This is a genomic window from Nonomuraea antri (assembly GCF_013283785.1).
Taxonomy (GTDB): domain Bacteria; phylum Actinomycetota; class Actinomycetes; order Streptosporangiales; family Streptosporangiaceae; genus Nonomuraea; species Nonomuraea antri.
Genome location: NZ_JABCPZ010000277.1, coordinates 1 through 13,170, shown reverse-complemented (window position 1 = coordinate 13,170; position 13,170 = coordinate 1). Strand labels below are relative to the sequence as shown.

At 70.2% G+C, this 13,170-nt stretch carries 12 protein-coding genes; 4 read left to right on the top strand and 8 right to left on the bottom strand.

Features of this window, described 5'->3' with window-relative positions; translation table 11 throughout:
- The 8 genes from HII36_RS48120 to HII36_RS48085 form a co-directional block, all read right to left on the bottom strand.
- The coding region (locus HII36_RS48120) for an MCE family protein (protein WP_173530095.1) at positions 1–987 on the bottom strand (987 nt) is incomplete at its 3' end.
- Positions 984–2,093 (bottom strand): MCE family protein, encoded by a 1,110-nt coding sequence (locus HII36_RS48115; protein WP_173530094.1) that lies wholly within the window; start codon positions 2,091–2,093, stop codon positions 984–986. The genes HII36_RS48115 and HII36_RS48120, both read right to left, overlap by 4 nt.
- Entirely contained in the window at positions 2,081–3,106 is a 1,026-nt protein-coding gene (locus tag HII36_RS48110) for an MCE family protein (protein ID WP_328808226.1), read from the bottom strand. Before HII36_RS48110 ends, HII36_RS48115 begins: the two co-directional genes overlap by 13 nt.
- Complete coding sequence (locus HII36_RS48105; RefSeq protein ID WP_173530093.1) at positions 3,103–4,497, bottom strand: MCE family protein; 1,395 nt, start codon at positions 4,495–4,497, stop codon at positions 3,103–3,105. Before HII36_RS48105 ends, HII36_RS48110 begins: the two co-directional genes overlap by 4 nt.
- 10 nt (positions 4,498–4,507) lie before the next feature.
- Positions 4,508–5,344, bottom strand: coding sequence for an MlaE family ABC transporter permease (locus HII36_RS48100; protein WP_173530092.1), 837 nt, complete (start codon positions 5,342–5,344; stop codon positions 4,508–4,510).
- Complete coding sequence (locus tag HII36_RS48095) at positions 5,344–6,126, bottom strand: MlaE family ABC transporter permease (protein ID WP_173530091.1); 783 nt, start codon at positions 6,124–6,126, stop codon at positions 5,344–5,346. The genes HII36_RS48100 and HII36_RS48095 overlap by 1 nt, the downstream gene beginning before the upstream one ends.
- A gap of 3 nt (positions 6,127–6,129) precedes the next feature.
- Entirely contained in the window at positions 6,130–7,002 is an 873-nt protein-coding gene (locus tag HII36_RS48090; protein ID WP_328808225.1) for an ABC transporter ATP-binding protein, read from the bottom strand.
- Positions 7,003–7,314: 312 nt separating this feature from the next.
- A complete protein-coding gene (locus HII36_RS48085; protein WP_173530089.1) occupies positions 7,315–8,802 on the bottom strand; it encodes a hypothetical protein in 1,488 nt (495 codons plus the stop codon).
- 288 nt (positions 8,803–9,090) lie between these two features.
- On the opposite strand from HII36_RS48085, the gene HII36_RS48080 reads away from it, so the two are divergent.
- The 4 genes from HII36_RS48080 to HII36_RS48065 form a co-directional block, all read left to right on the top strand.
- A complete protein-coding gene (locus tag HII36_RS48080) occupies positions 9,091–9,792 on the top strand; it encodes a hypothetical protein (RefSeq protein ID WP_173530088.1) in 702 nt (233 codons plus the stop codon).
- A gap of 371 nt (positions 9,793–10,163) precedes the next feature.
- Positions 10,164–10,928 (top strand): hypothetical protein, encoded by a 765-nt coding sequence (locus HII36_RS48075; RefSeq protein WP_173530087.1) that lies wholly within the window; start codon positions 10,164–10,166, stop codon positions 10,926–10,928.
- A 185-nt stretch (positions 10,929–11,113) separates the two neighbouring features.
- Positions 11,114–12,229, top strand: coding sequence for a helix-turn-helix domain-containing protein (locus HII36_RS59000; RefSeq protein WP_173530086.1), 1,116 nt, complete (start codon positions 11,114–11,116; stop codon positions 12,227–12,229).
- A 60-nt stretch (positions 12,230–12,289) separates the two neighbouring features.
- Positions 12,290–13,170: hypothetical protein (locus HII36_RS48065; protein ID WP_173530085.1), on the top strand; the 881-nt coding region annotated here is incomplete at its 3' end.

The window sequence follows — 13,170 nt, the reverse complement described above, 5'->3', positions numbered from 1 at the left end:
GGCGGGCCCGGCGTCGAGCGCCTTGGCCGCCGGGCCGAACATCAGCTCCACCAGGTCACCGCGGCCCATCAGCGTCCTGGTCCCCGGGTCGTAGGCGTTGACCAGGTTGGTGGCGGCGAGCGGCAGGTTGTCCAGCGCCTCGGCCAGCGACCGGCGCTGGTCGACCAGGATCTGGGTGATCTCGGCGAGCTTGTCCACGTTCTCGGCCAGCAGCTCGCGGTTGTCGGCGACGAACGTCTTGACCTCGCCCAGCGCCACGGCCAGGTCGGCCAGCGCGCCCGCCAGCTCGTCGCGGTCGGCGGCCAGGAAGCCGGTCACGTCGGCGAGCTGCCGCTCGGCCCGGCGCACCTGGCCGTCGTTGGCGCGCAGCATGCCGGAGAACTCGGCCACCTGCCCGACGGTGGCGAACAGGTCGTCGCTGGAGTCCGACAGCGTCTTGGACGCCTTGCCGAACTCGGCCACCAGCGTGTTGATGTCGCGGCCGTTGCCGTCCAGGTTGGCCGCGCCGGTGTCGAGCACCCGGCTCAGCGCGCCGTCGGAGTTGACGCCGTCCGGGCCGAGCGCGGTGGCCAGCTCCTTGACGGTGTCGTAGAGCTTGTCCAGCTCCATCGGCACGGCGGTGCGTTCGAGCGGCAGCACGGCGCCTGAGGCGAGTTTCGGCCCGCCGGTGTAGGCCGGGGTGAGCTGGATGTAGCGCTCGGCCACCAGCGCGGGGGCGACCACGACGGCCTCGGCGGCCTCGGGCACGGCCACGCCGTCGTCCAGCGTCAGCACCGCCTTGACCCGGGTGCCCTCGGGGACGACCGAGTCGATCTCGCCGACCTTGACGCCGAGCACGCGGACGTCCGAGCCGGGGTAGACCCCGACGGCCGAGTGGAAGTAGGCGGTGACCCGCATCGCCTCCGGCGCCTGGGGCGCGGCGGCCGCGGTCACGCTCAGCACGACCGCCGCGACCAGCGCGATCGATCGTCGGCGCGGGCCGGTCATCGGTCGTCTCCAGGGGTGGACGAAGCGGACGGTGAGGGGGACGGCGTCGCGGTGGGCGAGGACGTCGGTGTGGGCGAGCCGGTCGGCGCCGGTCGGCCGCCCGGCTGAGGCGGTCGGCAGCCCTCTTCTGGAATGCCGTCGGGCAGGTACTCGCGCGGCATCACCCCGCACAGGTAGCCGTCCATCCAGCGGCCGTTGCCCAGCGTGTTGCCCACCAGCCGGGTGTAGGTCCCGGCCAGCGACAGCGCCCGGTCGAGCACCCGCTGGTTGCGCAGGAGCACGTCGCCGACCCTGGACAGGGCTTGCAGGGTGGGCGCGAGCTGTTCCCTGTTGTCCTCGACCAGGCCGACGAGCTCGTAGGACAGCCGCCTGGTGCCGGTCAGCAGCGCGTGGATGGCCTGCCTGCGCTTGAGCAGCTCCTCCAGCAGCAGGTTGCCGCTCTTGAGCAGTTCCTCGAAGTTGTCGCTCTGCTCGGCCAGGGTGCCGCTGAACTTCCTGGTGCCGGCCAGCAGCTCGGCGATCTGGTCGTCGCGTGAGGAGATCGTCCGCGACAGGGCGGACAACCCCTGGACGGCGGTGCGCACGTGCGGCGGCGTGCGGGCGAACGTGGCCGAGATCGTGTCCAGGCTCTCGGCCAGGTCGGCGGTGTCCAGCTTGGCGATGGTGCGGCCCAGGTCGTCGAAGGCGGTCGTCACGTCGTACGGGGCGATCGTGCGCGTGGCCGGGATGGTCTGGGCCGGGTCCTGCGGCGCCGGGCCGAGCGGGTCGAGCGCCAGGTACTTGGCGCCCAGCAGGGTCCTGATCATGATGGCGCCGGTGGTCCTGTTGCCGATCCAGGCGTCCTTGACCCGGAACTCCACCTTCACCTGGCCGCCGTCGAGCGCGACGTCGGTGACCTTGCCCACCTTGACCCCGGCCACGCGGACCTCGTCGCCTCTGGTGAGCCCGGCGGCCTCGGAGAAGTTGGCCGTGTAGAGCGTGCCGCCGCCGATGATCGGCAGTTCGTCGGCCCGGTAGGCGGCGGCGCCCACCCCGGCGACGATCAGCAGGCCGGCCAGTCCGACGAGGATGGGGTTGCGCTCGCGCAGCCGCTTCACTGCTCGCACCTCGCTTGGGTGATCGGAATGCCGCTGGGCGGCGTTCTGCCGTCGGTGTAGGTGAGCCCGGTGATCGCGGCCTGGCACAGGTAGAGGTTCAGCCAGGAGCCGTAGGAGGCCGTGCGGGAGATGACGGTCATCTTGTCCGGCAGGCGTTGCAGGAACCGTTCCACCAGCGGCGCGTCGGCGTTGAGGTGGCCGGCCAGGCGGCCGAGCTGCTCGATGTCGCGCTTGAGCGGTTCGCGGCTCTCCTCCAGCAGCCCCGCGGTGCTGGTGGTCAGCTCGCCCAGCGCCTCGACCGCCTGGCCGATGGGCTTCCTGTCGGCGGCCAGGCCGGAGACGAGCTCGCGCAGGGTGACGATCAGCGCGGTCATCTCCTTGTCGCGGGTGTTGACGGTTTTGAGCACCGTGTTCAGGTTGTCGACGACCTCGCCGATGACCTCGTCCTTGGCGGCGAGGGTGGAGGTCAGCGAGCCGACCGTGCGCAGCAGCTGCTCGACGGTGGCGCCCTCGCCCTGCAGGACCTGGATGAGTTCTTCCGCCAGCTTGTTCACGTCGTCCGGTGACAGTGCCCGCATCAGCGGCTGGAACCCGCGGAACAGCTCGGTCAGGTTGATCGCCGGGGTGGTGCGGTCGAGCGGGATGGTCGCCCCGGCCGCCAGCAGGCCGCCGGCCGGGCCCTCGCCCTGTTCCAGGTCGATGTAGCGCTGGCCGACCAGGTTGAGGTACTTGATCGTGGCCGTGGCGGAGGCGGGCAGCTCGCGGTCCTCCTCGACGGAGAACTCCACTTCGGCGACCCTGCGGTCCGCGACGGCGATCGACTCGACCTGGCCCACGCGTACCCCGGCGATCCGCACGCTGTCACCCGGGTTGAGCCCGGCGACGTCGACGAACCTGGCGCGGTAGGTGGTGCGGTCGCCGAGGTCGCTGTTGGCCACGCTGACGGCCAGCACCGCGGTGGCCAGCACGGTGACGACCACGAACAGGATCGATTTGATCAGCGGTGCGGTGACGTCTCTCACTGGATCCTCACCTCCACGCCCCGGTACAGCGGGCCGGTCAGCACGCTGCTCCAGTTGGGCAGCTCCTGCGGATCGAGCCCGCGCTCCAGTGCGAACAGCTCGTTGACCAGCCGGTTCTCCGCCGGCGAGTTGGGGCCGAGCGCGCCGCCCAGCGACTCGGCCGGCGAGTCGGCCGAGGCCGTCTCGGTGCCGGTGGGCCGCGCCGACGCGCTCGCCTCGGGACTGCCGCTCGCGCTCGCGCTGGCGCTCGTGCTCGCCGACGTCGAGGGCGTGGGCGTCCCCGAGGTCGTGGTCGTCGGGGTCGGGCTCGGGGTCGGGCCGCCGTCGCCCGGCCTGGTGCCGCGGCCCCCGTACGGCACGGAGTAGCAGCGCGGCCCGCCGGTGGCCCGGTAGACCGGCCGGTCCACGCCGGGCAGGTAGCGTCCCTTGCTCTTGACGGTGAGCACCTTCACGTGCAGCCCGGGCTGCTCGGTGCCCTTGCCCATGACCTTGTCGGCCAGCGGCACGAAGTCGCTCAGCATGCCGAGCGTGCACGGCCACTGCGGGGCGTACCTGGCCAGCAGTTCGAGCGTCGGCCTGCTGTGGGCGGCCAGCCGGATGAGGTTGCCGGAGTTGGCCCGCAGGAACGCGGTCACGTCCTGGGACGAGCCGGTCACCGTGGCGTACAGCTCGCTCAGGTTCTCCCGCTGGTCGACGATGGTCTTGCTGGTCGTGGTGAAGTCGGTGAGCGCCTGGAGGATGTCCGGGGTGGCCTCGCTGTAGAGGTGGCTGAACTTCACCAGTTCCTTGATGTTGGCGTTCAGCTCGGGCAGGTGCGGGTTGAGCTCGGCCAGGTACGCCTCGAGCTGCACCAGGGTCCGGCCGAGCTGCTCGCCCTTGCCTTCGAGCGCCTGCGCCATCGCGTTCAGCGTGGCCGACAGCTTCGCCGGTTTGACCGCGGTCAGCAGCCGCATCAGGTTGTTCATCACCACCTGCAGTTCGATCGCGTTGGACGTGCGGTCCTCGGCGATCACGCCGCCGGCGGCCAGCCGCCGCGACGACGGCGCGGCCGGCGGGATCAGCGCCACGAACCTGGCGCCGAACACGGTGGTGGGCAGCATCTGGGCGGTCACATTGGCCGGGATCCTGCGCAGCTGCTCGGGCTGGATGGCGAGCGTGAGCCTGGCTCCGGCGCCGTCGGCGGCGATGGTGCGCACCTCGCCCACCACCACGCCGCGCACCTTCACGTCGGCCAGCGGGTGCATCTGGTGCCCGACGTTGCCGGTGCGCAGGGTGATCAGCGCGGCATCGGTGAACCGCTTGTTGTACACGGCCACGGACAGCCACACGAGCAGCACCGGGACCAGCAGGAACGCCACCCCGGCCAGCCGCCGCCGCAGAGTCTTGGTCATCGTCGGCTCCTCACCCGGTGATCTTCACGGTCGTGGTGGCGCCCCAGATGGCCAGGCTCATGAAGAAGTCCGTCACGCTGATCAGCACGATCGAGGCCCGTACCGCGCGGCCCACCGCCCGGCCCACGCCCGCCGGGCCGCCGGCGGCGCGGTAGCCGTAGTAGCAGTGGGCGAGGATGACCATCACGCTGAAGATCAGCACCTTGAGGAACGACAGCAGGACGTCCGTGGGCGACAGGAAGACCCCGAAGTAGTGGTCGTAGGTGCCTTCCGACTGCTGGTTGACCCAGATGGTGATCTGCCTGGACGACAGGTACGAGCACAGGAGCCCGATCCCGTACAGCGGGATGATCGCCACCGTGCCCGCCACGATCCTGGTGGTGACCAGGTAGGGCAGGCTGGGAATGCCCATGCCCTCCAGCGCGTCGACCTCCTCGTTGATGCGCATCGCGCCGAGCTGGGCGGTGAACCCGGCGCCGATCGTGGCCGACAGGGCCAGTCCGGAGACGATGGGCGCGATCTCGCGGGTGTTGAAGTACGCCGAGACGAACCCGGTGAACGAGGCGGTGCCGATCTGGTCGAGCGCGGCGTAGCCCTGCAGGCCCACCACGACGCCGGTGAACAGCGTCATGGCCACCATCACGCCGATGGTGCCGCCGATGACGGCCAGGCCGCCGCTGCCGAAGGCGACCTCCGACAGCAGCCGCAGCACCTCCTTGAAGTACCTGGCGATCACGGACGGGATCCACAGCAGCGCGCGGACGTACACGCTGAACTGGTCGCCGAGCTGGTCCAGCCAGGACAGCGCCCGGTCGGCGGTGCGGCGCGGGCCGGTCGCGATGCTCATCAGCCCACCTTCGACGGGACGATCTGCAGGTAGATCGCCGTGATCACGAGATTGACGAAGAACAGCAGCAGGAACGTGATGACGACCGACTGGTTGACCGCGTCTCCGACGCCCTTCGGCCCGCCGGCCGGGTTGAGCCCCCGGTAGGCGGCCACGACCCCGGCGATGAAGCCGAAGATGAGCGCCTTGAGCTCGCTCACGTACAGGTCGGGCAGCTGGGCCAGGGCGGAGAAGCTGGCCAGGTAGGCGCCGGGCGTTCCGCCCTGCATCACCACGTTGAAGTAGTAGCCCCCGGCCACTCCGACGACCGAGACCAGCCCGTTGAGCAGCACCGCGACCCCCATCGCGGCCAGCACCCTGGGCACCACCAGCCGCTGGATCGGGTTGACGCTCATCACCTCGAGGGCGGACATCTCCTCCCTGATCGTGCGGGCGCCGAGGTCGGCGCAGATCGCCGAGCCGGCCGCGCCGGAGACGAGCAGCGCCACGATCATCGGGCTGATCTGCTGGAGCATGCCGAGCACGCTGGCCGCGCCGGTGAACGACTGCGCGCCGATCTGCTGGGCGAGCGAGCCGACCTGCAGCGAGATCACCGCGCCGATCGGGATCGACACCAGTGCGGCGGGCAGGATGGTCACGCTGGTGATGAACCAGAACTGCTGGATGAACTCGGCGAACTGGAACGGCCGGCGGAACATCAGGCCGAGCACCGATCCGGCCAGCGCGAACAGGCGTCCCGTCTGGCGCAGGCCGCCGAGCGCGAGCCCTGTGGGGGTGGTCATCCGCTACTCCTTCACGCCGGGGAAGTGCCGGCTGACGATCGCGTCCCTGGCGGCCGGTGGCAGGTCGGGCAGCATGCGCATCACCCGGTCCATCCGCCGCCACACGGCCTGCCTGGGCGGCAGCCCCGGGCTGGGCGCGAGTTGCTCGGGGATGACGGGCAGGGTGCGGACGGCGGCGCCATGGGCGCGTTCGCGCTCCAGCGTGGCGGCGTCCTTCTCCTCCGACATGCCGATCGGCCCGTGCGGGTCGCCGGCCAGGAACTGCCTGACCACTTCGTCCTCGCTGGTCAGCAGCAGCTCGCGGGGCCCGAAGGCGACCAGGTCGCGGCGGAACAGCATGCCCATGTTGTCCGGGACGGTCGAGGCGATCTCGATGTTGTGGGTGACGATGAGCATGGTCGTGTCGAGCTGCGCGTTCAGGTCGATCAGCAGTTGCGACAGGTAGGCGGTGCGTACCGGGTCGAGCCCGGAGTCGGGCTCGTCGCACAGGATGATCTCGGGGTCCATGACCAGCGCGCGGGCCAGCCCGGCGCGCTTGCGCATGCCGCCGGAGATCTCGCCCGGCAGCTTCTTCTCGTCGCCGGCCAGGCCGACCCGGTCCATGCGGTCGAGGACGATCCTGCGGATCTCCTCCTCGCTCTTGCCGGTGTGCTCGCGCAGCGGGAAGGCGATGTTGTCGTAGAGGTTCATGGAGCCGAACAGCGCGCCGTCCTGGAACATCAGGCCGAACAGCCGGCGGGTCTTGTACACCTTGCGGTCGGGGGCGTTGACCATGTCCACGCCGTTGACCAGCACCCGGCCCTTTTCCGGCTTGATCAGGCCGATGAGCGACTTGAGAAAAACGGTCTTGCCGGTGCCCGAGGGTCCGAGCAGCACACTGATTTCACCTTCGGGAAGCGTCAGCGTGACGTCTTTCCAAATGGTCTGCATGCCGAATGACTTCGTCAGCCCTTCGACGACGACTTCAATTCCCATAACCTCAGCCCGTTCGCGGGATTGTGGTGCGGGTAAGTTACAAGCGGGGTCGAACGAGAAGCAAGGGACTAAAGACACAACTCGGCATCGCTCCGCGCGACTATCAGCCGATGACCAATTCAACGCGCGAATTTATCACTCATTACGAAATTTCCGCGCGCGCATTTGTGCGCGCGGGCGCGCGTGGTCCCGGGTGGGTGCGGGGAGGCGGCGTCAGTCGCCGGCGGGCGTCGCCGAGCCGGGCGCGACGGCGCCCGAGCTGGACGTGGCCGGCGCTTTCGCGCCGGGCTTGGCGGCGGCCGTGCCCGGCTCGCCCAGCTCGATCTCGGGCGGGCACGAGGCGCTGGTCGGGATGACGCACAGCGTCCCCTGCGTGACCTGGATCTCGTTGCCCTTGCCCGACACCGAGGCGGTGAGCAGCCGGTCGATGCGCTCGCCGACCCCGCACCCGGTGAAGGCGGGGATGTCGACGGTCCCGCGCAGGACGCCGCCGTACTGGACGCTGTCGCCGTAGGGCGGCTGGTACTTCTCACCGCCCCTGAGCTGGAGCGTTACGGGTTTGGCCGTGGTGCAGCGCGCCCCCACGTCGATGGGCTGCCCGTTCATGCTGGCCTTGAGCACCTTCAGCGTCACCTGCGAGTTGACCGCGATGACCAGTTCCTCACCCGGCGGGTTGGCCAGGTCGACCAAGTGCACGTTCGTCCTGCCCACCTGGGTGAGCTCGACGGTGGTGGTGATGGGCACGAAACCGAAGCCGAGGAAGGTGCCCGTGGCGGTGACCGGGTCGTTGTTCACCGAGTAGTCCAGGCGGTGCCACTCGTCGGCGCGGGGCCGGTCGCCGTCCAGGAACCACCGGTAGGCGCCCACCTTGGCCAGGGACGACAACGTCTCCACGGAGACGCCCGCCTTGAGCTTCTTGATGTTGGAGAAGCCCTTCAGCGCCGCGCAGCCGTCGACCAGGTTGCCGGGGAAGGGCTGGGCCGTGGGGGGCATCGAGGGCACCGGGAAGTCCGGGTTGAGCTCGGGCGGCGACGGCAGCGGCGGGCATTCCGCGGGCACGTTGGCGGCCTTGACGACCACCTTGGCGACCAGCGTCGGCCCCTCGGCGGTGCAGGTCGCGGGCTTCGTCCCGCCCGGCTGGGCCGAGAGGGTCATGGTGAGCTTGGAGGCGTGGAAGGTCACCGTGCCCGGCACGGACGACCTGAAGTTCTGCGGCGGGGCCAGGCCGCTCGCGGCGCTCAGGCGCAGGTTCCCCGTCTCCGGGACGTCGGCCGCCGTGATCGGCATCGCCCGCCAGCGGTACGAGCCCTCGACCGGGTCACCGCCGCCTTCGGGGACGAAGGTGCTGGTGAAGCGGGGGTCGGAGATGTTCCCGGCCAGCTTCGTGGGCGTCTGGCCCGGGGCCACGTCCTCGAGTATCGCCCGGGGCATGACCATCTTGGCCGACTGCCTGGAGGGGGCGATGTTGATGTTGACGAGAGCGGCCGTCGGCATGGTGATGATGAGCCTGGCCGTGATGCGGTGGACGGTCTCGCTGCCGCTGATCTGGCACCCGTAGACGACGTCGACCGGTGCGAGCGCCTGGCCCGCCGCCGCCGCCGTCGTCTGGTGGCCGGTCTCGGCCGACACCGTGACGACGAGCAGGGTGGCGGTGATCGCGGCCACCAGTCCGGCGATGATCCACGATACGGCCCGGCGCATGGCTGTCCCTTTCGTCTCCCGCCCGGCGGCGGGCGGCGGCGTGCGGGGAAGGCTAGGGCAGAATGCGCGCCCAATTCAAGGGCAACGACGCCAATTGGCACTCCGTGACATGTGCCGGGCCGCCGTTTTGTCACCGCATGAGCAATGCATTTTCCCAGGGAAATCCACCGTTGACGCCAGATCATTCCTCTGTTTCCGTGGCATTCGTCACCCCCCGCACTCTCTGGAGGAAAGACAGTGAAATCGACCGCCCGCAGAATTGCCATCTCCTTAGCCGCGGCAGCCTCCGTGATGCTGATGCTGCCGAGCGCCGCGATGGCTGCCAAGACCACGCCCAGGATCGTCAAGGCCGGGACGACCACCGCGTACTCCGGCAACTTCCAGGCCATCAACCTCGGTGACGTGTACTTCGCCGGGAACGCTCCGTTCATCGGCGTCGTGGACACGCTGTGCCAGTACACGCAGCTGCGCGGCACGGTCGCCTCCGGCGGCAGCGGCACGGTCAACTACGTCCAGATCGACGACGACGGCGCCGGCGCCGCCTGCCCGAACAACCAGGGCGGCACCACCACCATCACGGCCATCAGCACCAACGGCAACGGCCAGGTCTACTACGACAACGACCCCAACCCCGGCCGCGACGGCGTGCTGGAGATCGCGGGCAACCAGCCCGGCGTGCATCTCCAGGCCGAGATCGAGATGCCGCTGGTCACCCCTGACCTGCAGACCTGCCACTACGGCCTGACCAGCACCACGCCCACGCTGGAGCTCGACCTGTTCAACGGGACCAACCCGGACCGCCCCGACAGCGGCTCGAGCGAGGCCCAGGGCAGCGCCGCGGGTCAGGAGTTCCACCTGATGACCTCCCAGACCAACAGCTTCTACTGCCCCGAGGCGGTGGCCGCCTACGCGACGGTGACGGTCAAGGGCGAGCAGACGGCCAACTCCGGCGTGTTCAACCAGTCGCTGGCCGTCATCCAGGGCCCGTGACCCACCGCCGACACGGCCGGTGACCCGCGGCCGACCCGGCCGGTGATCCGATCGTCCGGCCGTACCCACCGAGCCGGTCGGCGCGGCGCTCCGCGCCGATCCGGCCCATCCTGGTCCGGCACCCCGGCCACCTCCCGCGCGCCTGGCGCACGGCCACGAACGCCTTCCGCCGATCCGGGACCCGCCGCGGCGCGTCTCCCGCCGCGTCCTCATCACCACCCGATCACGGGAGCCCGCCCGCGTCAGGCGCGAGCGGGCTCGCCGGTGGTCGTGCCGGGACCGGCTTACGCGGCCCCGGGCGCCGCGCGTCATCAGGGCCCCTGACCCCAGGACGGCCCAGAGCCCTCGGGGGATGATTCGAGAGGAATGCAGTGAAGCGAGTAAGAGCCCTGCTGGCGGCGTGCCTGCTGCTGGTAGCCCCCCTGGTGGCGGTCACGGCCACCCCCGCGCACGCGGACGAGATCCCCACCTTCGACTTCATCGACTGCCCCGACCTGCCCGAGGGCGCCGATCCCCGGTTCTGGAACTGCAACGTCATCATCATCACCTCCGGCAAGTTCATCCTGGGCAAGTTCGACCAGAACATCACCGAGCCCATGAAGATCACGTACGCGACCGGGCTGGACCCCGTGACCCGTAAGACGATCACCGTGTTCGGCCGGCTGCGTGCCGAGAAGATGCTGGTCAGGCCGGGCATCTTCGGCGACCCGATCCTCACCGCCGTCTACGCCCTGCCGCAGTACGCCGGCCACTTCGAGGTCAAGCCCGGCCCGATCTGGGACATGTGGCTGAAGGTCCGCATCATGAACCCGGCGCTCGGGCCGAACTGTCGCCTCGGCAAGGACTCCGACGCCATCAAGCTGAGCCTGATCCTCGGCACCACCAACCCGCCGCCGCCGAACACGCCGATCAGCGGCAAGCCCGCGGAGCTCGTGTCGACCAACCCGCCGATCCAGAAGGCGACGATCGTCGACAACTCCTTCGCCGTTCCCGGCGCCAACGGCTGCGGGCTCAACTTCGGCCTGCTGAACGCGGTCGTCAACTCCCAGGCGGGCACCCCGGCCGCCGCCGGGCGCAACACCGCGATCTTCAACCAGTTCGGCTCGTTCAAGCGGTACACCGAGATCGTGTCCTAGCAACAATTAACGATCAAGGGAGTGCCTGGTCTTGAACGTGGGCCAGGCACTCTCTATGTTCTCTGTGTGTCACAGATCACGGTGTGAGGGTGGTGTGACTAGTGGCTGAGGCTCTTGAGCCGGGGGGTCCAGAGGTCTTATCCTCCCCGATCCCGCCGCACTTCGCCGAGATCATGTGGCCGGAAGTGCCGAGCATCGTGGACGAGGTCCTGCAGGCCATCGGCAGGGACATCCCCGAGTTCGCCAACCGCACCCAGGGCGCGCCGGGCCGGCTGCTCAGGCGCGGCGTCGACTGCATCCTGAGCAGTTTCGTGCAGAAGGTCGCCGATCCTTCGGCCTCCTTCGCCGCCCGCGACAAGGTGTGCAGGCAACTCGGCCGCTTCGAGGCCCGCCAGGGGCGCACGCTCGACAGCCTGCAGGCGGCGTACCGGCTGGGCCTGCGCCTAGTCTACCGGCGCAGCGTCGAGGTGGGCAAACGGCACGGGCTCGATCCGAGCGTGGTCGCCGCGATGGGCGATTCGATCATCACGTACATGAGCGACCTGGCCGAGCAGTCCGTGCGCGGCTACCGCGAGGCCCTGGCCCGGGCCAGCCAGGACATGCACGAACGGCGCGTACGCCTGCTCCGCCACATCCTCCAGGGCGACGGCGCGCTCGCCGAGCACGCCGCGCGGGCGGGCTGGAGCCTGCCAGAGGAGGTCACCCTGGTGCTGCCGCGCGCCGGTCAGGCGCAGCCGGGGAAAGCGCTTCACGGCGACATGCTCGCGGACTGGGAGGCCGAGGAGCCCGTCCTGCTGCTCCCCGGCCCCATCGACGCGGACGCCGAGAAGGAACTGACCGCGATGCTCGGCGGCGCGGAGGCGGTCATCTCGGTGACCGTGCCGCCGGCGCAGGCGCCGACGGCGCTGCGCTGGGCGCGCGGGCTCTCCGCGCTGGCCGGCGAGGGTGCGGTGCCCGGCGGGCCCCTGCTGCGCTGCGACGACCACCTGGTCAGCCTGCTGCTGCTGGCCGACCTGGAGCTCACCGACCAGATCGGGCGCAAGGAACTGGCGCCGCTCGACGCGTTCTCGGAGGGACGGCGCGGCCGGCTGATCGAGACGCTCGGCGTGTGGCTGGCCACCCGCGGCACCGCGGCCGACATCGGCGAACGGCTCAACGTGCACCCTCAGACGGTCAGGTACCGAATGCGGCAACTGGAGAACGCCATGGGCGAGGCGCTGACGGAGCCGGACCGGCGCTTCGCCATCGAGCTCGTGCTCAGGGCCAGGGAGGTCGCCAGGACGTACGCGGCTCCGCCCTGACGCCACGTCCCCCGGGCCGCCGGTCTTCGATTGTCGGTGTGAACCCTTACCTTAGAGCGCGTGTCCGAACAGCCGCTGACCCTCGACGCCGCGCTCTCCGACGAGGCGGTGCTGTCCACCTACCGCCGCATGTTCGCCGCGCTGGCGCGCGACAGCGGGGCGGTGGTCGACGATCCGGCCCTGGTCGACATCGCGGAGACCCTGTTCGCCGCGTTCGCCGAAGCCGGTGAAGAGTGGCTGACGCACGAGCAGATGCGCTTCGCCTGCCGCGCCCACCCCAGCGACCAGTTCGACAACCGGCTGCGGGTGCTCAAGGGCCTCGGCGCGATCCGCGAGGTGTTCCCCAAACCCAACCAGCTGCGCTACCGCGCGTCGTTCACCAGCGTGGTCGGCCTGATGTTCATCAGGCGCATGATGGACGACGGCGGCCAGTCGGAGATGCACCGGCTGCTGGCGCTGGAAGACCTCAACGTCGCCGACCCGCGCACCACCATGGACGAAGCCCGGCAGAGCGCGCTCAACCTGGCGCGGGCGTTCCGGCTGTGGGCGCTGGAGCTGATCACGCTGACCACCGGCACCATCGAGGAGCTGCGCGAACAGGCGCCCAAGCTGTGGGGCACCGAGGAGATCGCGCGGCGCGCGCAGAGCCTGCACGGCACCATCCTGACGCGCTGGCCCGAGCTCGACCGCGTCTGCACCGACCTGCGCGCGGCGATCTACGCCTACAGCGACGCCTCCCGCCGCGCCGCCGGTCGCCTGGCCGACTCCGCGGGCACCACCCGCAACCTGACCCTGCTGCCGACCGAGACGTGGCGTACGTTCTCGCAGACCGCCACCAAGGAACGGCTGGCCGCGGTGCTCGACGGGTTCGTGTTCGACGCGCCCGCGCCCTGGCACGACCCCGCGGCCATCGCCCGCGCCGTCGACGAGGCGCCGAGACC